A 20472-nucleotide genomic window follows, 5' to 3' on the forward strand; every position below is an offset into this window, starting at 1 on the left:
GGTGACGCGCCGCGCCGTATACAATTCGGCAGCGCCTGATCCCAGCGGGCTTTCACCCGCCCATTTGCCAACCGATCCAACCCATGCCGAATCCGACCCGGGCCTTTCTTCTCGGCCCGCTCCTGAAAGGCGTTTCACGCTCCTTCTATCTGACGCTGCGCGTGCTGCCCATCGGCATGCGCGATCCGATCGGCCTTGCGTATCTGCTCGCGCGCGCGGCCGATACGATTGCGGACACCTCGCTGATCGCGCCGGGCCAACGCCTCGAATTGCTGCTCGCGTTGCGCGCTCAGGTCAATGGCGTGGCCGTCGACAGCGCGCCGTTCCGGCGCATCGCCGCGGAAGTCGCGGGTCAGCAGGCGCAGTCGGATGAAAAGCTGCTGCTCGAATCGTTGAGCCCCGCGCTCGACGTGCTCGCGCAACTGAGCGAGTCCGACCGCCACGCGGTGCGCGCGATCGTCACGACGCTGACCGAGGGCATGGAATTCGATCTGCGCACGTTCCCCGACGAACGCTCCGGCCAGATCGCGGCGCTGCGCGAATACGACGAACTCGATCGCTATACGTATCTGGTCGCGGGCTGCGTCGGCGAGTTCTGGACCACGATGACTTACGCGCACATGCCGGGCACGCTGAAAGAACAGCCCGACACGATGAAGCAGCGTGGCGTGCGTTTCGGCAAGGCATTGCAGATGACCAACGTGCTGCGCGATTGCGGAAAAGATTTGCGCATCGGCCGCTGCTATCTGCCGCAGAGCATGCTCGAGCGCCACGGTCTGAGCGCGCGCGATCTGCTGCAACCGGCCAATTCGATGCGCGCGCGGCCGCTGCTCGTCGAACTGCTGCGCAAGACGCTCGATCATTTTCGCGCGGCGCTCGACTATACGCTCGCGATTCCGGCGACCGCGGTGCGCTTGCGGCTCGCCTGCCTGTGGCCGATCCTCATCGGCCTCGACACCTTACTGCTGCTCGCGGATAACGACGCGTGGCTCGATCCGGCGAAAGTGTCGAAGGTGACGCGCCATGACGTGTATCGGATCATCGCGTCATCGCTGCTGCTGGTGCCGTCGAATGCGCTGGTGCGCCATGCGATCAATAGCCGCATCGCGCGGATCGAAACTCGGCTGTAGGCGTAAACGCCTACGGTTGCGCGCACAGTCACGCGCATCGAATAAAACCGAATCGCTTCAATGCACTACGAATCGCCCGCAGTAGCCGCGATTTATTCTGGATCATTGAATCTTCAACAATCGGGAAAGCCCCAGGCCACTGCATTCGCGCTTCACGTTAGTCTCTTCGAAAAGGAGACGACCCATGCGACAAGCGTTCAATATTGCGTTGGTGCTTTTGCTTGGCTATCTGATGGCGGATCGGGCGTTGATGCGTGCGCAGGCGGGCGAGGTCGGCACGATTACGTGTCACGAGGGCGCGGCGCTCGTCAAATCGGACGCGTTGAAAAAGGGCTTTGGTGACGCTGGCGCGAGCGCGCAGAGCGAGAGCTTCCTGTCGAGTTGCCTCGTGACCGGGCGCGGCCAGGTCGGCAATCTGATCGCACGCGACTGAGCGCGGGCAGCTGAGAATTCATCGCGGCGCACGCAGAGCGTCGCGAAAAAGCGCCCAGACCGTGAAGGCCTGGGCGAAGTCATCGGGAGCCCGATGACGGAGGTAACCACATACGAACTGGCCCGCTCTCGGAGATACCCGAGTCGCGGGCCAGTTCATTTGAATCGGGGGGCGCGTCGCAAGGACGCGCTATCTGGAAGTGCTCGCGGTTCGTTGCGCCGTAGGGCTTCGTGGCCACACAGCTGCGCTTGACGAACCGCCTGCCACCTACCGCTTACTGACCGAAGTAGACCGACTTCGGGCCACTCGTCGGAGCCGCATGGCTCGTTTGCGACGTACCGCTCACCACACCACCGAAGCCGGTAGCGGCTTGACCGACGCCGTTTTGCGCGTCGACGCGGGCTTGCGCAGCCTGGATGTCAGCCGGGTAGTGCGGGTCGGCGTGACCAGGTTGATAGCCGGCCTTTTCCAATTGGATCAGCTCGGCGCGCACTTGAGCGCGGGTCACGGGCTGGTTGGCTTGCGCGAACGCGGCGACCGGAGCGGCGACAGCGACGGCGATGACAACGGCTTGAATCAGCGATTTCATGATACTTACCTCCAGTTCAGGGTTTTATCTTGCTGCGAACTTGCTTGTTCGTAGTCAGTGATTGCATTGTAATTTGGCGAATTGGACAGAGTAAGTCGTGAGATAGGTAATGTTTGTTGCGAAAATTGATATAAAGCGACGGAACTTTTAGGGTTAACGCGTAGACGTGTGTCCGGTGTCACGTGAAATGAAAACTATGCGAGATCGGTGACGTCTGAGCCGCTCCCCTCGTATCGGCGACTTCCCGTCATGCCGGCGAGATTCGGGCTCCCTTTAGTTAAAGTATCTGCGTCTGTTGCCGATATGCCGTGTGAGTGCCGACCCGTCAAGAGCTGTAAGCAGCCCTGTTTTATAAACATTCAGGTGCCGATCGATGGGCGTCGTCGATGACAAAAGATCGGCCGGCAGCGAGAAAGATTTGTGATGAAATGCGCAGCGGCATGCCGGGCTTCGTCACAACTTACCGCTGCAGGGACGCCGCCATGGTTATGCAAGTGATTCGACCGCGATGAAAGTTTCACCGGTTTGCCATCGAATGCGCCCATAGCCTCTGCCGAGGGCCGCCCAATCCATGCCGAACCTGAAAAAGTGAACCCCACGTGCGACAAACTGAGTTTGGTTCCTTGCTGTCGGTCTTGGCCTGTTTCATTCTTTTCTCGTTGTGCGGTTGCCATCAGCGAGACCACGATTCTTCGAGCACGAGCAGGCCGGCCAGTACCACCATCACCGCCTTGGTCTGGGCTCCTGACTGGCCGGAAGAAATGCTTCAGATTGCTGCCGAATTCAGCAAGCTGAATCCGGACATACACGTGGATGTGCAGTTCATGATTGGCAATTCGGTGGAAGAAAATATCAAGCCGCGGATCGCCTCCGGCAACTTGCCCGATCTGGTGAGTATCAACCCGAATGCCTACGCGGCCGACCTCGCCGATCAAGGGCTCCTCGCCGACGTTAGCAAGACATCCGCCTGGAACAACATGCTCGATCCTCTCAAAAAAGACTGGACCAGTCGCCAATCCAGGCACTTTGGAATCGCGGGGGGAATGGCTACGACTTTGATCTATTACAACCAGGACATGTTTGCGAAGGCGGGGATCAGGGAACTGCCGACCAATTTCAACGAATTCCTGGCGGTTTGCGAACAGCTCAAACGTGCGGGCTATACGCCAATAATGTGGAACGGCGGCTTCCCAAATATGCTCGGCAACGGCCCCTTCAGTTCAGGCTTTGCTAACAATGTGGTTGCGCGCGAGCCAGACTGGAAGGACAAAATCAGCGATGGCACGCTGGATTTGAACACCCCCCAGGTAGCGGATATTTTCGCCAGGATCAGGCTGATGCCGGAACGGGGTTTCGTACAGGAATCGTTCACGACAACTGGCTACGATGATGGCATACGGCTATTCAAGGAGGGCAAAGTCGCGATGGCTTTTCACGGTAGCTGGGCAGCCGGTCTGTTGCTGCACGGCAATCCCTTTGAAGTTGGCGTGCTCATCCCGCCCTGGAACGCGCCAGGCGAGCAGGTGGTGCCCGTGATCGGCAGCGAAACCGGGTTTGCGGTGTCGGAAACGCCCAACAAGGCCGCGGCAATGCGTTTTCTCGAGTTCGTCGCTGGGCAGGGGTTTTCCATCCTCCAGACTAAGCGCCAGAACATTTCCCCATTCAAGCAGTTCCCGGGGACGGTGGTGAGCGATCAGAAGATTGTCGACTATACAAACATGGTCAGTCGCTATGCTGTGACCGGCAGCCCGTACTATTCGTTTCTACCCTCCAATTCCATCGAGCGCTTGCATCGATTGATACAGGATGTGCTGTTCAGGAAAATCACGCCAATGCAGGCTGCAAAACTCCTGGACGAGTCTGTTAAGAATGAAGCGAAGATGCACTACAAATGAGCCCACTGATCGCCTGGCTGCGAAGCGCATTCGCCTACTTCTCGTTGGATCTGCTGCGCCGGGTCGAAATTCGCTACCGGCTGATAACCGCGTTTATCCTGCTTTCGCTGATACCGATACTTGTCTCCAGCTACATATCGTATGTGGAGTCAACAGCAGAGTTCAAGCACAAAGCGGAGATATTTTCCAAAGAGGTAGTCAAACAGGTATCCAAAAACATCTCGTTGCGGATGGAGCAGATCGAGACGGAGAGCAGCCTTCTGGTGCTCTCCGATCAGGTTCAAGACGCGCTGACCCGCATCGCACACGGCAATGAAAAGGAGCAGAGCGAAGCTCGCCAGGATCTGACCCGACTGCTCCTGGAGCACTACGGCGCGGTTGATTTCATCAACCAGAAATATTTGCTCGACAAGGACAACCGGATCACGGACACCCAGGCGTTCGCGCAATTGACGCGGAGTGTGGTGCATCTGGTCCAGCAGGCTCCCGATCGAAATGGCCGGCCTTACTGGGGCAGCTATGACAACGGGGCCGGTCAGCAAGATCTCGGGATGGTGCGCGCCATCATCGGCAAGAGCGACAATCGGCAGATCGGTAATCTGGTTCTAGTGATTCGCCCCGAGTATTTCTCATCGATTTTCAATGACGTCGCCGTGGGCAGTGGAACGGAGATCTATGTACTTGACGCCAGCAGCGACAAGCTGATTGTTCGTGCCGACGGCTCTTCAATGAGCACCGACGGAAAGGCTGAACCGGGTCTGCTCGAAAGAATCGCAAACGCCGATCCGCACGGCGAGCCAAATGGCTTCGTCGACTTCCATGGCAAGAATGGCGACCGATATCTCGCTGCATACACGGGTATTGCCGGCACAAAATGGTTTGTGGTCAGTACGATCCCGGAGAAGAAGTTGACGGCGGAGGCACAGTCCGTACGCGATCAGATCATACTGGTGGGCATTTCGGGGTTTCTGCTTTCGATCTTCCTCGCCAACTTCATTTCACACAGCATCTCTGTACCGCTCAAAGATCTGGTGCGAAGGATGGACGACACCGGTAGCGATGCAGGCGCAGAGGCGGAGGCATCGGTGGACGCGCGCAGTGAGATTGGCGTGAAGGATGAATTGGGCAGATTGGCGCACAGGTTCGAACGAATGAGTGCGGCGATCGGGCAGAAGATCCAGAAGATCAACGAGATCAACGCTTCCCTGGAGCAGACGGTCATCGAGCGAGCGGCCGAGCTCGTCGCCAAAGAGCAGGAGTCGCGCACGTTGATCGAGAATTCACCTGACACGATCACGCGCTACGACCGGGAGCTGCGCCGCACCTACGCCAATCCGGCTTTCTGTGTCTCGGCGGCCCGCAGCCTTCGCGAATCGCTCGGCAAACGGCCCTCAGAGATACCGGGCGGTGCTAACGCGCTGGCTTACGAGAAGAAGATCAGCGAAACCATTACAACCGGGAAAAGTCGCCAATTCGAACTGAGATGGCTCAGTAAGGACGGACAGGAACAGTGCAGCCATATCAGGCTCACTCCAGAGATCGACGCGTCGGGCGAGGTGAACTCCGTGTTGGCGGTCGGTCGTGATTTGTCGGACCGGATGGCATTCGAGGCAACGATATGGAAACAGGCTAATTACGATGCGCTGACCCATCTCCCGAACCGCCAGATGTTTCATGCCCGTCTCGAGCATGAAGCCGGCGTGTCCCATCGCTCCGGGCGGCCGATGGCCTTGATGCTGATCGATCTCGACCGCTTCAAGGAGGTCAACGACTCGCTCGGACACGATATGGGCGACATCCTGCTGATCGAGGCCGCGAGGCGCATTACCTCGTGTGTGCGTGAATTCGACACGGTCGCTCGACTTGGCGGTGACGAGTTCACGGTGATTCTGCCCGAGTTGGACGACACCGGGAGCATCGAACAGATCGCGAAGACGATCATCGCCACGCTGGCCCAACCCTTCAAGCTTGGTCCGGACGAGGCTTTCATTTCTGCGAGTGTCGGAGTCACGCTTTACCCTGACGACGGGACAGAACTGGATGTTCTCTTCAAGAATGCCGACCAGGCCATGTACGCGGCCAAAGCCGCGGGGCGCAACCGTTTCCACTACTTTACGCCCGAGTTGCAAGTGGCGGCAGAAAAGCGCCGGCGTCTCACGAGCGATCTACGTACCGCCCTGCAAGTCGAACAGTTCCGTGTTTATTACCAGCCTATCGTCAATCTGGCGACTGGCGAAATTTACAAAGCTGAAGCGCTAATTCGCTGGCTGCACCCGGTGCGCGGCACGATCAGTCCATTGGATTTCATCGCATTGGCCGAAGACACGGGGCTCATCGTTCCGATCGGCGATTGGGTGTTCAAACAGGCCGTGCGCCAGGCGCGTCAATGGCGCCGACGATTCCATCCATCGTTTCAGATCAGTGTCAACATTTCGCCGGTGCAGATTCGCCAGGACAATCTGGTGTGTATCCAATGGTCGGAATACCTCATTCGGCAAGGCCTGCCTAGACAGAGCGTGGCAATTGAAATAACCGAAGGGTTGTTACTGGACGCCGAATTGAACGAGAAGTTGCTGAGTTTCCGCGAGGCAGGAATCGGGATTTCGATCGACGACTTCGGGACCGGTTACTCGTCCTTAGCCTATCTGAAGCGCTTCGACATCGATTATCTCAAGATCGACCGTTCATTCGTACAGAACCTCGGTTTCGACGGCGGCAATCAGGCGCTCTGCGAAGCAATGGTCATGCTCGCTCACAAGTTGGGATTGCAGGTTATTGCCGAGGGGGTCGAGACGACGGATCAACGTGATTTTCTCGCCGCCGTGGGTTGTGACTTTGCGCAAGGCTTTTTGTATTCGGAGCCGGTTCCATCTGATCAATTTGAGGAGCGGGTGTGGCCGACAGCCAGGGAGGCGGCTCACCAGGAGGTGCGCGACGAATCGTGAGCTATCGCCGAACGAGTGTATGCCAGGTATCGAGAAACGAACCCCGATCACGGTAGTCTCGAACGGTCGAAAACAGTTCGACCTCAGTCCTCCGAGTTTTCGGGAGCAGCCATTGGACAGGCTGCGATCGGACGGGGCGCCAACGGCCGCAAAGGCCGGTCTCGCGACAGACGGACTCAACGCTCGAAAGTCCGTTTGCAGGCTTGAAGATACGTCTGAACGTGTATATCGAGGCATCGACCAACGGCGGCTTGTGGCCGAACCCAGTCCGACGTTCAACACGCCGGGTGAGCCGCCGTTCATCAGTCCGCGTCGGGCAAAGGTCGACCCACTGCAGCCGTTCGACCCAACGTGCGCGAGCGTCCGCTGCGAAAACATCAAGCCGACGTTCGCAAGCCCTCTGCCATGTATCGCCAGCTTTCGTGCACAAGCATCGTCGATACTGCCAGCCCAACCCAGTTGTAGGCGTCCACGGCGATCTGACCATTACCGACGAAGGTATCGACTACTGCAATTCGCTATATTCGCCGGTCGGTTTTTTCGGCGACAGCCCGCGCATTTCGCTGATCGTGGCGTTACCGTAGCCGGATGACGCAACGCTATCTGAAGGCGCGCGACGACAAGCTCCAGCAAGCGCTGGCGGTACTCGACAAGCCACGTACAGCGGCTCAGGTTGCCGAAGCGGCCTGACGTGATTCTTGCTGCACCCGGCAACAAAAAAAAGCCCGCGGACATCGCGGGCTTTTCTTCGTCTGGCGTCGGTGCAGTGCGCCTATTTCGTGGTCGTGCAGAAGGAAGACGATGCGCCGCAAAACATCGACACGCAGATGTCCAGTGTGGATATGGATATCCTCTATCCAAGGCTGTCCAACGATATGGTCGCGGCTGGTGCGGACGCCGCCTTGATTCAGATCAAGCACTGCCTGCATGCCACCAGACCTCGACCTCCAGACCCCCGAGGGTCTTCGAACGACGCACGTTGACGGTCGCTGCGTGAAGGTCGACGATTCGTTGCACGATCGACCAGCCGAGCCCACTACCGCTTTCGGCGGTACCTGGCACACGGAAGAAGCGCTCACCCAGTCGTGGGCGATCCGCATCTGCGATCCCAGGGCCGCTGTCCTCGACCGACAGGACTGCTCTGTCGTTGTCTGTCTCTGTTTTGATCAGGACCGTTGCGCCTGGCTGGCTGTAGCGGATAGCATTGTCCACGAGATTGCGCACCAGAGCCGCGAGCAATATTTCGTCGCCTGTGACGTAGCAGGGCCTTGCACCGTTGAATTCCAACGACTGTCGCTTCGTAATCGCCGTTGGCGCCAGTTCCGCTACCACCCGTTGCGCAAGCGCGCTCAGATCAACCTTCGTGAGTTCGAGAGTTGCCCCGGACTCCAGCCGTGAAAGCACCAGCAACTGGTTCACGAGACGCGTGGCACGGTCACACCCTTCCAGCGTAGCGCGCAACGCGTGCTGGCGAAGCGCGTCATCCGTTTCGGCCAGCGCGACCTGGGCCTGCGTTCGAATCGCCGCGATTGGCGTGCGCAACTCATGGGCTGCATCCGCAGTAAATCGGCGCTCCGTTTCCCATACTGTCTGAATGCGCTCGAAGAGCTGATTGAGTGCGTCGAGCACCGGAGACATTTCAGCGGGCGTTTGCGTCATAACGACAGGTGCAAGATCATCCGGACCACGCAGGGCAATCGTACGGCCCAGCCGCTTGAGCGGTGCGACGCCTTCGCGCACTGCCCACCAGGTGGCAAGCGCAAAAAGCGGCAGGGCCACTGCCATAGGCCACAGCGTGCCGCGCAACACAGCCAGCAGTATCGAGGTGCGCGAATCGATACGCTCGCCGACGTATACGCGCGCATCCTCCCTCGGGCCATGCACGGAAAACACGCGCCACGCTTCACCCTTTATTTTCACGGTTGCGAAGCCCTGGCCGATTTCACGATCAATGGGAATCATGGGCTCCGTCGGCGCGTTGGCGGAACGCACTACAGCCTGCCCCTCGTGAAAGATCTGGAAGGCAACTTTGGGCGCGTACGGGTGCGGTACGCGTAAATCGATCGCCTCATCGTCGTCGATTGATTGCGTCTGCTGGACGACCAGCAGCGCCGCTGCCTGAGCGAGATGACTGTCGAGCAGTTCGTCGAGCTCGCCGCGGGCGTCGCGCCAGATGAACAGTGCGGTAATGAGCCAGACGCCGACCACGACCCCGATCACGAGGACCAGCAGACGGCCCTGCAGTGAGCGCGGCAGGATCATCACGTGGCGGAACCCTCTCGCATCAGTACATAGCCGACGCCACGAACCGTCCTGATCAGCTCGCTGCCGAGCTTGGTACGCAGGCGATGGATGTGCACTTCCACCGCGTTGCTTTCCACTTCCTGTCCCCAGCCATATACGGCCTGCTCCAGTTGCTCACGGGACAGCACACGGCCCGCGTTCAGCATCAGGATCTGCAACAGGTCGAATTCGCGTGCGGAGAGGGTAATCGACTCCTCATGCCGATAGACGCATCGTGCCGCGGGTTCAAGCGTAATGTTTTGCACCTGCAGTGCTTCCTGCGACTGACCGTGTGCGCGACGCACCAGCGCCCGCAGTCGGGCTGCCAGTTCCTGCAGGTCGACGGGCTTGACGACATAGTCGTCAGCGCCGATGTCCAGTCCACGGACACGGTCGGAAATGGTGTCGCGCGCAGTCAGCACGAGTACAGGCACGCTCACGCCCGCGCGACGCACTGACGATAGCACTTCGATACCATCCTTGCGTGGCAACCCGAGATCGAGGACGGCTGCCGCGTAGGACCGGGTGCGCAGTTCAGTCTCGGCAGCGCTGCCGTCGCGTACCCAGTCAACCTGGAACCCTGCCTGCCGCAGGCCCGCGCGAACGCCGTCGCCAAGCAGCGGATCATCTTCGACGAGCAGGATGCGCATTCTGTGCTTTACCCATGAGTATTGTCAGTCATCGCCGTCGTGACCGGTTTGCTGCGCGGCAGCTGCATCGCTTCGGGACAGCGTAGGGGCAGGTGCTCCCTGCCATTGCCACCACCAGAATCCGAGCACAATGACCAGCATCAGCGCGGCGACGCTTCGCCATGCACGCCGGACGCCTTCGTCAGGTTGTCCGGCCTTGTGTCCGCTGACCATTGCGCCGATCAGGTTTTCCCGATGGACCCAACTGCTCACGACGACCCCCGCTATGTGTACACCGACCAGCGCCAGCATCAGATTGGCCACACCCTCGTGCAGTTCACCCAGCCACGCCCCGCCGGCATCGTTATAGGTCGCCCAACCGGTGATGGTCAAGGCACACGCCAAAGCAAGCATGGCGACGATGACGATGGCGCCGGCCGGGTTGTGACCAACATGACGTTGCGGGTGGCGGCGCAGAATGCCAAGGACATAACGCCACGCGCGTGCGGGTCCGCGAACGAAGCTGGAGAACCGCGCGTACTTCGTTCCGACCAGTCCCCACGCGAGCCGAAAGATCACGAGACCACCTGCCGTGTAGCCTAGCGTGACATGGACGAGTCGCCAATGCTCGCTTTCCGCGGTCAGCCATGCACCGGCAAAGCAGGCCGCGAACAGCCAGTGAAACAGGCGTACGGGTGCGTCCCAGACGAGGATGCGACGGTCTGCGTCGCCGTCTGCGTCGCCGTTATTGCGGTATGCGGATGAAGTGTTCACTGAAGTTTCCCTGGTCGGCACGGGTATGGCACGCGGCGCAATTTGACGCGCTCCTGATCATTGGGCGTTTCCATACAGAGGCAGGCATCTCTGCGTGCTCCTGCCGGAACCACGTCGAGCGGGTAATGCGATCCTCGGGCGGCGCAGCGCGCGCGCCTGCTTCGCCTGACGAATTGGCTGAAAGCCATGTCGAGATCTGCCCGACGGAGTCGGCGTCGAGCGAGGCATCGGTGCCAAAATGATGCGACAGGTTGCCCAGAATGCGCTGCCACGATGCGGCGGGGAGCATGCCTGGGGGATAGGCTATATGGCACGCCGCGCATTCCTGCCGATACTTCGGAAGCAGGCTGATCTGGGCGTGCGTCTCATCGGTTTCGGCCGCCGCGATAGAAGCCGCAAGCGAAGTCAGAAATGCGGCAATGCAAACTGCTGCAGAACGGCGCACAAGATCAAATGGCATAGGAAGCGGTCCTGTGGGAAAGAGCTTTCGCTCATAGAGAGTTCTCGCCTACGGCTTGAGCGTCAACAGCCACGCCAGGAGATCCGCCTTCTCAGCTGCACTGCACTCCCGTCCGACGACGTCGTTGCAATTGCGACGAAACCATTTCTCGGTCTTCGCTGCGTCGGTAAATCGCTCCGGGTTGAACGCAGGAGCAAGAGGAGCGATTGCCTTGCCCGTGGCGACATGCTTGCCCGTCTGTGTGGGCACTGCGCCATGGCACGAAGCGCAAGTCCACTCGTGACCATGCGAAGCGTTAAAGAACTGTTGCCCGCGTGAGGGGACGGATTGCGCACTGTCCGACTGCGCGCGGTACGAGCCAAGAAGCTCTGAAGGCGTGCCGGCATTGGCTGTGGCCATTGCAGTAACGGTCGGAACCAGCAGTAGCGCGCCGCGCAAACCCCGTAACGAAAGAAACGATGTGCTCACGAGATTCTCCGGTAGATATCGACCATCTTGGGCGGCCTTCCTTACCGGATTCTTAACGCTATATCCTCGCTGCAGCGCAATCCCTAATCGCAGTGCGCGAGTCCTTTGACGCGCGTCAAGGAGTGGTGCTGACCGATGCGTAGTGTTGACTTGGAAGACAGCTTCCTGATAGCTGTCACCGCCGTACCTGCGGAGACCTCCATGAAAGACCTCGTGTTTGCGATAGCAATTTGCACCGCGCTCACTTCGCCAATGCTGCTTGCTGCCTCCAAGGACACAGCTACGCCGCAAAGCGCGTCCAGGACCCAAAGCCCAGATACGGCAGCGTTCGATAAGAGTCTGGCCCAGTTCCGGGAACAAATGAAAACCATGCAGGCGCAAATGAACCAGATTCGTCAGACACAGGATCCGCAGGAACGCCAGAAGCTTCTGCAGCAACACTGGGCCACGATGCAAAGTGCAATGACCACAATGCGAGGCATGTGGGAGCCTGGGATGTTGGGCTATCGCGGAAGGGGTCCCGGGATGATGGGGCCGGGGATGATGGGCGGCGGTTGGGGGCACATGGGAGGGTACTACTCCCGTCTCACTCCAGAGCAACTGCGGCAGCGGCAGTATATGACCGACCAGTACCTGCAGATGCAACAGGAAATGATGAACAACATGATGTGGCAACAGCAGTACTGGATGGGGCCTCCTGCCTCGCCCCAGTAGAGTCTGCACGAAAGCGGATGACTGAATTGCTTCGAGTGCATTCATCTTAACGGCAGCTTGAGACCCGCGGGCAACCGGACCACATACAGGTGGCCTGGTAAATCCCCAGCAGTGGCGTCTTCTGAGTAAGTGAAGTAAACAAGTGAATTGCGTTCCGTGTCCAGTACGCGGATGATGTGGAGCGAGTCGAAACTCCCATCCACCTCGGCCGTGAAAACCTGCGCCTGTCTGGGCACAGCTTGGGTAACCGTGATGTTGCCCGTCTGCTGGCACGATGCCGTCAGGTCCGTCCCCCCGGATATGCGACCGCTTCCCAATGGGCCATCGGCGTGGGACTTCGATACGTAGCAGGTTATGCCTTTCACGATGGGATCGTCGTAAGCCGAGATGGCGACATGTGAACCGTACCGTTGAGTATGGGTTTCGATCGACGCCAATTCTCCCGCCGCAAGCCCGAAAGACGAAACCATCAGGAGTGTGCCGAGAATGCTCGCCCGCCCTGGAGAAAGGTTGATCATCATCCACCTCCTGATAATCCGCAGTCGGAACTGTTGCGGGGCAATGCAGCTGAAACAAGGAGTTTGCTGACTTCAGCCTATTTCAGCCGGTAGCCAGGTGCTTGACCTAGGTCAACACCTGACTGTTCGCATGGCGCCATTGTGAAATCTGATACGTGGCCGGAATAGGGTGCCCTTCGGTGAGATGAAATATTCCTCGCAAAGCGCTGACCAACCACAGTTTCGTTCGCCTGTGTCGCGGGCGAGTTTGCATATCGAGGACAGCCATGTCCAGAAACGCCCTCCTCCGGTGTAAGAGCTGTGCCGATCAGTAAGTCCCATGAGCGAATAGCCGCCTCGCGCGATGCGCGCACTGAGTGCCCCGAAAATGCAGTTCAATTCTATCGAGCCCATCCCGGACTTGGCCTCTGGTCCGGCCGAACCGGGCTTTCCAGAGGGACAGGCCGACAGCGAGAGCGGACTATCGAGCGCTCAGGTAGAGGTATTACGATCCCGCTTCGGACGTAATGTGGTCGATTCGACGGCACGGCGTACCTGGTGGCGAACGCTGCGCGAGGTGCTCAGTGAACCCATGTTTATTTTGCTGCTCGCGGCGAGCGGTATCTACCTGCTGCTCGGCGACGTGACGGAGGCGCTCACGCTTCTCGCCTTCGTGGCAGGCATTGTCTTTCTCACGGTTTTTCAGAGCCATCGCACCGCGCGGGTCCTCGACTCCCTACGCGAACTGTCTGCACCACGCGCACAGGTACTTCGAGACGGGCAACGACAATTCGTTTCCGCCGCTGATCTCGTGCCCGGCGACATCGTGTTCGTCGACGAAGGCGCACGCGTGCCCGCCGATGGCAGCATGACGGAGGCTCACGAGCTCAGCGTGGATGAGTCGCTACTGACAGGCGAGTCGGTTTCAGTGAACAAGGCTGTGGCGAGGCCGGATGCACGTCCGGACGAGGAGGCTCGCGCCCAGCTCTTTTTCGGCTCGATGGTGGTGCAGGGGCAGGGACGGATGATCGTGACGGCGACGGGGCCGAATACGACGCTCGGGCGCATCGGCAAGTCTCTGACGAGCATCGCTGAAGCGCGCTCACCGCTGCAACTGGAGACGAAATCCTTCGTCAACTGGTTTGCCATGGCTGCGATCGCGCTCTGTCTGCTACTCGTCGTTGCCTACCGCTGGCGATCTGGCGAATGGCTTCCGGCCGTGCTCGCAGGCATTACGCTGGCCATGGGAATTCTTCCGGAAGAGATTCCGGTGATATTGACTGTGTTCATGGCCCTGGGGGCTCGCCGCATTGCCAATGAAGGCGTGCTGACGCGCCGGATGAGCGCGATCGAGACACTCGGCCAGACATCGGTGCTGTGCGTCGATAAGACGGGGACGTTGACACAGAACCGCATGTCGGTGCAGGTGCTATGGGTGCAAGGAAGGCAGCAGGTCATCGATCAGGCGACGCAGCATATCGACGGGGCGTATCACGAGCTCATCGAATATCTGGTGCTCGCCAGCGAAATTGAACCGGTCGATCCAATGGAGCGGGCATTTCATGAAACGGGCCATTCGGGACTCGCCGGCACCGGACGCCTTCACGAGGACTGGTCACTGGTGCACGAGTACGCGCTGACCCCGGAATTGCCGGCAATGTCCCACGCATGGCACACGCCAGGCGGCGACCACGGTACCGTGGCGTGCAAGGGCGCGCCGGAAGCGGTCTGCTCCCTGTGTCGACTGGGCGAGCGGGAAACGCAGACCATCCTTGATCACGCTGCGCAGATGGCGTCGGGCGGGCTGCGGGTGCTTGGGGTGGCCAAGGCACGACACTATCAACCCGACTGGCCCAAAAAACAGCATGACTTTGAGTTCTCATTTGTCGGGCTGGTCGGGCTACTCGATCCTGTGCGGCCGGAGGTTGCGGGCGCTATCGCCGACTGCCATGCAGCGGGCGTTCGCGTGGTGATGATCACAGGCGATTATCCGTCGACGGCGCGGGCGATCGCGACCGAAGTCGGCATCAATGGCACGCGTATCGCGACCGGTCAGGAAGTGGCGTCCATGAGCGACGCGCAGCTTCGGCGTGCCATAACGGACATCGATACGTTTGCCCGCGTCAAGCCAGAGCAGAAATTGCGGATTGTCAACGCATTCAGGGAAAGCGGCCAGGTGGTCGCGATGACCGGCGACGGTGTAAACGACGCCCCCGCGCTAAAGGCGGCTCACATCGGCATTGCGATGGGCTTGCGAGGCGCCGAAGTTGCGCGCGAGGTCGCTTCGCTGGTTCTGCTACGTGATGACTTCGCGCCGATCGTGTCGGCTATCCGGCTTGGGAGGCGTATCTACGCCAATCTCGTGCAGGCGATCAGCTATACGGTGGCGGTCCATATTCCGATGATTGCGGCCACAATGATTCCGGTACTGGTCGGGTGGCCGCCGATACTCGGCCCGATTCATATTGTCTTTCTTGAACTGATCATCAACCCGGTCTGCTCGGTTGTATTCGAGAACGAACCCGCGCGTGAGGACCTGATGCGCATGCCGCCGCGCCGCACGGGCACGCGGCTACTATCGAACCGGACGCTGGCCCAGGGCGTCCTGGCGGGCTCGCTGATCGCCCTGATCGTGATGGGTCTTTACGCGGGTCTCCTGGGCCACGGCTATCCAATTCCGTTTGCGCGCACAGTCGCCTTCGTGTCACTCGTGGTGGGCAATGTGGCGTTAATCTTTGTGATCCGTATGCTGCAGCATGCAGGCAAACGTGCCCTCGCGCTGCAGCACAATCACTATCTCTGGATTGTTCTGGGCGTAACCGGGGCAGCGCTACTGCTCCTGATGACCGTTCCCGCCCTGGCAGCGCTGTTTGGGTTGATTGCGCTGCTCAGCCTGTGATACGGACGTTTCGCACGCACAGAACCGAAGCCTGGAGGGTCTTCCTGTGATGACGATGGCAGTGCTCTTCATGGCCGTTCTGGTGCTCAACCTCATTCCAGCCTTTGCGCCTCCTACCTGGATGGCGATGTCCTGGATTGGCTTCAGGCAGCCGGAACAGAACGTCTTCCTGCTCGCCGTGGTTGCAGCAAGTGCTGCGACGATGGGGCGCCTGATTCTCGCGCGATGCTCTGGATGGCTAGTGCGCGGACATCTGATGGGCGAGGCAGGCCGGGAAAATATCGACGAGGTGAAGACCTGGCTTGAGAAAAGGAAGGCGGTGACGGTGGGTGTTCTGCTGCTTTATGCGTTCAGTCCATTTCCATCAAACTACCTTTTCATTGCGTATGGGCTGACCCGATTGCGACTATGGCTCATCGGGGTGCCATTCTTCTTTGGGCGTCTCGCGAGCTATGCGGTCTGGACCCACGTCGCGCGGTTAGCGCACTCGTACCTCGACCCCGAACTGGATCTGGAGGGCGGATACCTGGGTGCCTACTTCATTGTCACTCAGTTGGTGTTGCTGGGTCTCGTATTCGTGCTGACGCGGATCGACTGGAAGCTGGCATTGAACGGGCATACTTTTCGTTTCAGGCGATCGCTGCGAGGAACCGACTCGCGAGCGTAAATGTGGCGCACAGTGGTGCCCGCTGCAGGTATTGAACCAGTTCTCCGAATTCCGCCTTTTCGTCCGTACGTCGTCAAGATGGGAGCCATCCGTGTTCCCATCTTGACGCCCCACGGTCTCACACGGTCGGCTGCGATCATGGGCGAGCAAGCAGTAACGGGGTACGGGTGATGCGCGCTGCTCGGGCCGCGACACTGCCGAGTATCCAGCGGGTGGGACCGTGGCGGCCATGAGTGCCCACGACTACCAAATCGGCGCGCCAGCGCAAGGCCTCGCGAACAATCGTATGTGACACGTCATCGCTTGTCGGCTCAGTACTGACAACTCCTGTTTCGACCGGGTTCGACAGGTCGACGAGTACTCCAGCGGCGTTGGCCAGCACTGCCTTGCCCTCTTCAACGAAGGCGTCTTCAAGAACACGGATGGGAAAAAGATCAGTCAGACGTACAGCGCGATCAATGACATAGATCGCCCGTAGATGGGTACCGGGTGAAGCAAACTGCAACCCGAATCGCATCGCATCGAGCGACGTCGGGCTTCCGTCGAGAGCGAACAGAATGCGCTGCGGTGACTCCGGTATCTCGACTTCGTAACTCGCGGGTACGACAAGGATTGAGCAGGGAGCGTTTGTAGTTGCAAACTCGGACACGGTTCCTTCGATCCAACGCAATAGGCCGTGGTGCTGACGTGCCCCGACTACGAGCAGATCCGCACGCCATTCGTCTGCAGCGTCGACCAGTGCATTCCCCGTAGAGCCACCATGGCGGGAAAGGTCGATTACGTCGGACTGGACGGCAATTTTGCTGCCGGCGAAAACGCTTTTCGCGCTCTGGAGCGCGTCAGCGGCGTCTCGATGGATCTCATCTCTCGCGTTCTGGAGTTCTGCGTCGGTCAGTGCACCGAGCGGCACAATGTTTCGCGGGTTCTCTGCCACGCAGACGAGGCGAACTTCCGCCCCGGATACAGCCATGAAGCGCACGTACTGCGCTGCTCGTGTCGACGACGCAGACGAGTCGATCGCGATGAGGAGGCGTTTGACAGCGCCGTGTGCAACGACATCTGTACTGGACCCGGTCATGATCTGATCTCCCGGCTGCTCAGATTTCCGGCAGCGCCGAGATTCATTCTCTCGCTTTTTTGCTTTGATGGGTTGATGTGCATCAAGCTGGCGATATCGAAGCTGCCCCTGTGCGGGGCAAGCGCCGTGACGATGAGCGACAAAGCGGCTCCCACCGAAAAACTGCTGGCCGACGCCAGCGCGGTCTGCAATGGATTTGCCGCGGTCGTCTCCGAAATACCCAATTCGTAGCGGGCATGTGCGCCAAGTGCGTCGTGGGGCAAGCGCCATATCGAGACCGCGCCGCACGTAAATCGCCGCCAACTCTCGATGCTCGCGCGCGCCATCCGCATCGAGCTCCGCCTGTTCTTCGGCGAGCGCTGCTGTTTAGGGATCCGCCTGCGACGAGACGGATACGTACTCGCCTGTCGCCATCGACATCGCGCCGGCTACCAATCCCGCCAGGCCGGTCAGCGCCAGTTGGCCGTGCTCGGCGCGCGCGGACGCGACGCCGATTATCAGACTTGCCGTCTAAATGATGCCGTCGTTTGCGCCAGGCACCGCGGCGCGCAGCCAGCCAATCGCCTAGTGCGATGCGGTTCTTTGTGAACCTTGGGCATTGGCAGACCTTAGCGGTCTCGAACCTGATCGCGCGACGGCCCTGCGTGGGGCAGCATCCGCTGCAACACGTGGTCTTTCAGAACAAGGTGGTGGAACAACGCTGCGACGACATGCAGACCAATCAATGTGAAGAGCACCCATGCGAGTATGCCATGCACATCCCCCATCTCGTGGCCGAAGGCCGAGCCCGGTTCGCTCAGTGCCGGATAAGGCACGACGCCCAGCAAGCGGACCGACCAGCCGCGTGAGGATGCGTTGATCCAGCCGAGCAGCGGCACCAGCACCAGGGCGGCGTAGAGCAGAACATGCGTTATGCGCGAGACGACGCTGAGTAGCGGCGGCAGCTGGCCCGGCGTGGGCCAATGCGTCAATCGCCAGATCACCCGGATTGCCATCACGGCGACGAGCGTCGCGCCCACGCCAAGATGCCAGGCGATCAGATTAACGGGCTGCGTGTCCTTGTGGACATCCGGCATTGTCCAGCCGATCACAAACTGCATACCGACCAACAGGACGGTCAGCCAGTGCAGCGTGCGCGCGACTGCATCGTATGCCGGACGCGTCATTCCGTAAGCGTTAGCCATTCCTGCTCCTCAAGTTGTCGCGAGTTGATGAATTGATGAGGCGGGCATCCTGCGAATTCAGCCCGAAAAAGCACTGCAAAAATCCGACCGATGCTAGCGACCTTACCTTAAGGAAACCTGACGCTCGGCAGGGACGATCCGGATGCTCGACTCCACTGCTGTTTCCGCATAGCCGCCAACGTTGCGTCAGCAAGACCGGGAAGCCGGGAGGCTGAGGTCTTCCGCTTGAATCACGGAGCAGTTTGCGCCTTAGCAAGCAACGTCACGGGCCGGCTTCTTGCTATTCCTCCCATGCATCACCAATCAACGCTCATCGGTCGGAACCCACATGCGCCTGCTAAATCGTCTGGCTGTTTCAATGGTCTTGCCGCTGGCCTCCTGCGCGATCGGACCATCAGGTTCAGGCGATGCGGGCTTCGGCGCGTCGCCCGCCATGCCGGCTCCGGAATCGTCGTTGATTCCGATGGTCAACATCGCGCCCGTTCAGGCGCGCCCCGACGGTTTCATGCCCACCGCTCCCGCCGGCTTTTTCGTCACCGAGTTTGCCGGTGGCCTCGCGCACCCGCGCTGGCTTTACACGCTACCCAACGGTGACGTACTGGTAGCGGAAAGCGACGCGCCAAAAGAACATGATGAAGGCAGCGGCCTGTTCGGCTGGCTCAGAAAGCAGGTCATGAAGCGCGCAGGCGCCGGTGTGCCGAGCCCCGATCGCATTGTGCTGTTGCGCGACGTGGACGGCAGCGGCGTCGCGAGAACGCAGACCGTGTTTCTGCGCCGCCTGCACTCTCCGTTCGGGATGGCGCTCATTGGCAATCAACTCTACGTTGCCGATACGGACGCTCTGCTGCGTTTCGACTATGTGACGGGCGCCACCCAGATTACAAGCCCCGGCGTCAAGGTTGCCGACTTGCCGTCGGGCCCGATCAACCATCACTGGACCAAAAATATCCTGGCCGATCGCTCCGGCAAGCATCTGTACATCACGGTGGGATCGAACAGCAACGCAGGGGAAAATGGAGTCGATGCCGAAGAAGGCCGAGCGCGAATCCTTGAGTTCGACGTGGACAATAAGAGCTTGCGGTCGTACGCGACAGGGTTGCGTAACCCCAATGGGCTCTCGTGGCAACCGGACAGCGGCGCGTTGTGGACAGCAGTCAACGAGCGGGACGATCTCGGAAACAATCTTGTCCCAGATTACATGACAGCGGTAAAAGACGGAGCGTTCTACGGCTTTCCATACAGCTATTACGGTCAGCACATCGACACCCGCGTCAAACCGCAACGCCCCGATATGGTTGCAAAGGCCATCGCGCCTGACTATGCGCTCGGCAATCACACGGCGTCGCTAGGCCTGGTGTTTTACGACCGGACGCTGTTCCCGCCTCATTATCGTGGAGGCGCATTTGTCGGCCAGCATGGTTCATGGAACCGTAAACCGCGGACCGGGTACAAAGTGGTGTTCGTGCCATTTGTCGATGGAAAACCTGCTGGCGTACCTGAGGATTTCCTGAGCGGCTTTCTGACCGCAGACGGCTACGCCGTCGGTCGCCCGGTTGGCGTCGCACTGGACGCGCACGGAGCCTTGCTCGTGGCTGACGACGTCGGTAACGCTGTATGGCGAGTAGCGCCGCGAACAACGTCAAATCCGCTGACATCGCACCGGTAGGAAAATGACACAGCCCCGGCCGCTCCGCTCCGAAGCCGGTCGGACACAAGATTATCGTGCCGATTAGAACCGCTTCATCAGTCAAAGCAGCACGCCCGTGGGGTCGCCTCGGAAAACGGGATCCGCAACTCGATCACGTTGACACTCCGCGGGTAGAGCTA

General features: G+C 59.7%; 17 protein-coding genes and 1 pseudogene. 8 read left to right on the plus strand and 10 right to left on the minus strand.

The features are described 5' to 3' along the window. Window positions 1-83: 83 nt before the first annotated feature. Window positions 84-1130, plus strand: a complete 1047-nt coding sequence (locus tag HDG33_RS09285; RefSeq protein ID WP_184024576.1) for a squalene/phytoene synthase family protein — start codon at window positions 84-86, stop codon at window positions 1128-1130. A 184-nt stretch (window positions 1131-1314) separates the two neighbouring features. Beyond that, window positions 1315-1563: a hypothetical protein gene (locus tag HDG33_RS09290; RefSeq protein ID WP_090807547.1), complete on the plus strand. Its 249-nt coding sequence runs from the start codon at window positions 1315-1317 to the stop codon at window positions 1561-1563. A 274-nt stretch (window positions 1564-1837) separates the two neighbouring features. Here HDG33_RS09290 and HDG33_RS09295 read toward each other — a convergent pair whose 3' ends face one another. Next, window positions 1838-2152, minus strand: coding sequence for a DUF4148 domain-containing protein (locus tag HDG33_RS09295; RefSeq protein WP_184024579.1), 315 nt, complete (start codon window positions 2150-2152; stop codon window positions 1838-1840). A 659-nt stretch (window positions 2153-2811) separates the two neighbouring features. On the opposite strand from HDG33_RS09295, the gene HDG33_RS09300 reads away from it, so the two are divergent. Continuing rightward, complete coding sequence (locus HDG33_RS09300; RefSeq protein WP_260330398.1) at window positions 2812-4047, plus strand: ABC transporter substrate-binding protein; 1236 nt, start codon at window positions 2812-2814, stop codon at window positions 4045-4047. Continuing rightward, on the plus strand, window positions 4044-6992 hold the full coding sequence (locus tag HDG33_RS09305) for an EAL domain-containing protein (RefSeq protein WP_184024597.1): 2949 nt from the start codon (window positions 4044-4046) through the stop codon (window positions 6990-6992). Before HDG33_RS09300 ends, HDG33_RS09305 begins: the two co-directional genes overlap by 4 nt. 912 nt (window positions 6993-7904) lie before the next feature. Here the strand turns inward: HDG33_RS09305 and HDG33_RS09310 are convergent. The 5 genes from HDG33_RS09310 to HDG33_RS09330 are packed head-to-tail and all read right to left on the minus strand — an operon-like array spanning window position 7905 to window position 11606. Continuing rightward, window positions 7905-9254, minus strand: coding sequence for an ATP-binding protein (locus tag HDG33_RS09310; RefSeq protein ID WP_184025596.1), 1350 nt, complete (start codon window positions 9252-9254; stop codon window positions 7905-7907). Next, window positions 9254-9925 carry a response regulator transcription factor gene (locus tag HDG33_RS09315; RefSeq protein WP_184024601.1) on the minus strand — a complete coding sequence of 224 codons (672 nt, stop codon included), beginning with the start codon at window positions 9923-9925 and terminating at the stop codon, window positions 9254-9256. Before HDG33_RS09315 ends, HDG33_RS09310 begins: the two co-directional genes overlap by 1 nt. Before the next feature lie 24 nt (window positions 9926-9949). Beyond that, window positions 9950-10678, minus strand: coding sequence for a cytochrome b/b6 domain-containing protein (locus tag HDG33_RS09320; protein WP_184024604.1), 729 nt, complete (start codon window positions 10676-10678; stop codon window positions 9950-9952). After that, window positions 10650-11138, minus strand: coding sequence for a diheme cytochrome c (locus HDG33_RS09325; protein ID WP_184024607.1), 489 nt, complete (start codon window positions 11136-11138; stop codon window positions 10650-10652). Before HDG33_RS09325 ends, HDG33_RS09320 begins: the two co-directional genes overlap by 29 nt. A 48-nt stretch (window positions 11139-11186) precedes the next feature. Next, window positions 11187-11606 (minus strand): DUF1924 domain-containing protein, encoded by a 420-nt coding sequence (locus HDG33_RS09330; RefSeq protein WP_311548233.1) that lies wholly within the window; start codon window positions 11604-11606, stop codon window positions 11187-11189. Window positions 11607-11807: 201 nt separating this feature from the next. Between HDG33_RS09330 and HDG33_RS09335 the strand changes: the two genes are divergently transcribed. After that, window positions 11808-12320 (plus strand): hypothetical protein, encoded by a 513-nt coding sequence (locus tag HDG33_RS09335; protein ID WP_184024610.1) that lies wholly within the window; start codon window positions 11808-11810, stop codon window positions 12318-12320. Between the two features lie 41 nt (window positions 12321-12361). Here the strand turns inward: HDG33_RS09335 and HDG33_RS09340 are convergent, their stop codons facing one another. Next, window positions 12362-12841, minus strand: a complete 480-nt coding sequence (locus tag HDG33_RS09340) for a CreA family protein (RefSeq protein WP_184024612.1) — start codon at window positions 12839-12841, stop codon at window positions 12362-12364. A gap of 364 nt (window positions 12842-13205) precedes the next feature. Here HDG33_RS09340 and HDG33_RS09345 point away from each other — a divergent pair, with 364 nt between their 5' ends. Beyond that, entirely contained in the window at window positions 13206-15716 is a 2511-nt protein-coding gene (locus tag HDG33_RS09345; RefSeq protein ID WP_184024615.1) for a cation-translocating P-type ATPase, read from the plus strand. Window positions 15717-15762: 46 nt separating this feature from the next. Next, window positions 15763-16383, plus strand: coding sequence for a hypothetical protein (locus HDG33_RS09350; protein WP_184024618.1), 621 nt, complete (start codon window positions 15763-15765; stop codon window positions 16381-16383). A 136-nt stretch (window positions 16384-16519) separates the two neighbouring features. Here the strand turns inward: HDG33_RS09350 and HDG33_RS09355 are convergent, their stop codons facing one another. The 3 genes and pseudogenes from HDG33_RS09355 to HDG33_RS09365 all read right to left on the minus strand — a co-directional run bounded on the left by HDG33_RS09355 (window position 16520) and on the right by HDG33_RS09365 (window position 18645). After that, window positions 16520-17461 (minus strand): universal stress protein, encoded by a 942-nt coding sequence (locus HDG33_RS09355; protein ID WP_184024620.1) that lies wholly within the window; start codon window positions 17459-17461, stop codon window positions 16520-16522. A gap of 113 nt (window positions 17462-17574) precedes the next feature. Then, window positions 17575-18060, minus strand: a pseudogene (locus tag HDG33_RS09360) (VIT1/CCC1 transporter family protein); the annotation flags it as partial. A gap of 9 nt (window positions 18061-18069) precedes the next feature. Next, window positions 18070-18645, minus strand: a complete 576-nt coding sequence (locus tag HDG33_RS09365; RefSeq protein ID WP_184024623.1) for a cytochrome b — start codon at window positions 18643-18645, stop codon at window positions 18070-18072. Between the two features lie 328 nt (window positions 18646-18973). Here HDG33_RS09365 and HDG33_RS09370 point away from each other — a divergent pair, with 328 nt between their 5' ends. Continuing rightward, on the plus strand, window positions 18974-20311 hold the full coding sequence (locus tag HDG33_RS09370; protein ID WP_184024626.1) for a sorbosone dehydrogenase family protein: 1338 nt from the start codon (window positions 18974-18976) through the stop codon (window positions 20309-20311). Window positions 20312-20472 lie beyond the last annotated feature (161 nt).

This window comes from Paraburkholderia sp. Cpub6, from assembly GCF_014201065.1.
Classification (GTDB): Bacteria; Pseudomonadota; Gammaproteobacteria; order Burkholderiales; family Burkholderiaceae; genus Paraburkholderia; species Paraburkholderia tuberum.

Excerpts from the sequence above, each read along its gene's own strand:
- HDG33_RS09315 (WP_184024601.1), bottom strand. The coding sequence starts at position 9,925 with ATGCGCATCCTGCTCGTCGAAGATGATCCGCTGCTTGGCGACGGCGTT.
- HDG33_RS09285 (WP_184024576.1), top strand. The coding sequence starts at position 84 with ATGCCGAATCCGACCCGGGCCTTTCTTCTCGGCCCGCTCCTGAAAGGC.
- HDG33_RS09305 (WP_184024597.1), top strand. The coding sequence starts at position 4,044 with ATGAGCCCACTGATCGCCTGGCTGCGAAGCGCATTCGCCTACTTCTCG.
- HDG33_RS09365 (WP_184024623.1), bottom strand. The coding sequence starts at position 18,645 with ATGGCTAACGCTTACGGAATGACGCGTCCGGCATACGATGCAGTCGCG.
- HDG33_RS09290 (WP_090807547.1), top strand. The coding sequence starts at position 1,315 with ATGCGACAAGCGTTCAATATTGCGTTGGTGCTTTTGCTTGGCTATCTG.
- HDG33_RS09295 (WP_184024579.1), bottom strand. The coding sequence starts at position 2,152 with ATGAAATCGCTGATTCAAGCCGTTGTCATCGCCGTCGCTGTCGCCGCT.
- HDG33_RS09335 (WP_184024610.1), top strand. The coding sequence starts at position 11,808 with ATGAAAGACCTCGTGTTTGCGATAGCAATTTGCACCGCGCTCACTTCG.
- HDG33_RS09340 (WP_184024612.1), bottom strand. The coding sequence starts at position 12,841 with ATGATGATCAACCTTTCTCCAGGGCGGGCGAGCATTCTCGGCACACTC.
- HDG33_RS09310 (WP_184025596.1), bottom strand. The coding sequence starts at position 9,254 with ATGATCCTGCCGCGCTCACTGCAGGGCCGTCTGCTGGTCCTCGTGATC.
- HDG33_RS09325 (WP_184024607.1), bottom strand. The coding sequence starts at position 11,138 with ATGCCATTTGATCTTGTGCGCCGTTCTGCAGCAGTTTGCATTGCCGCA.
- HDG33_RS09345 (WP_184024615.1), top strand. The coding sequence starts at position 13,206 with ATGCAGTTCAATTCTATCGAGCCCATCCCGGACTTGGCCTCTGGTCCG.
- HDG33_RS09355 (WP_184024620.1), bottom strand. The coding sequence starts at position 17,461 with ATGACCGGGTCCAGTACAGATGTCGTTGCACACGGCGCTGTCAAACGC.
- HDG33_RS09370 (WP_184024626.1), top strand. The coding sequence starts at position 18,974 with ATGCGCCTGCTAAATCGTCTGGCTGTTTCAATGGTCTTGCCGCTGGCC.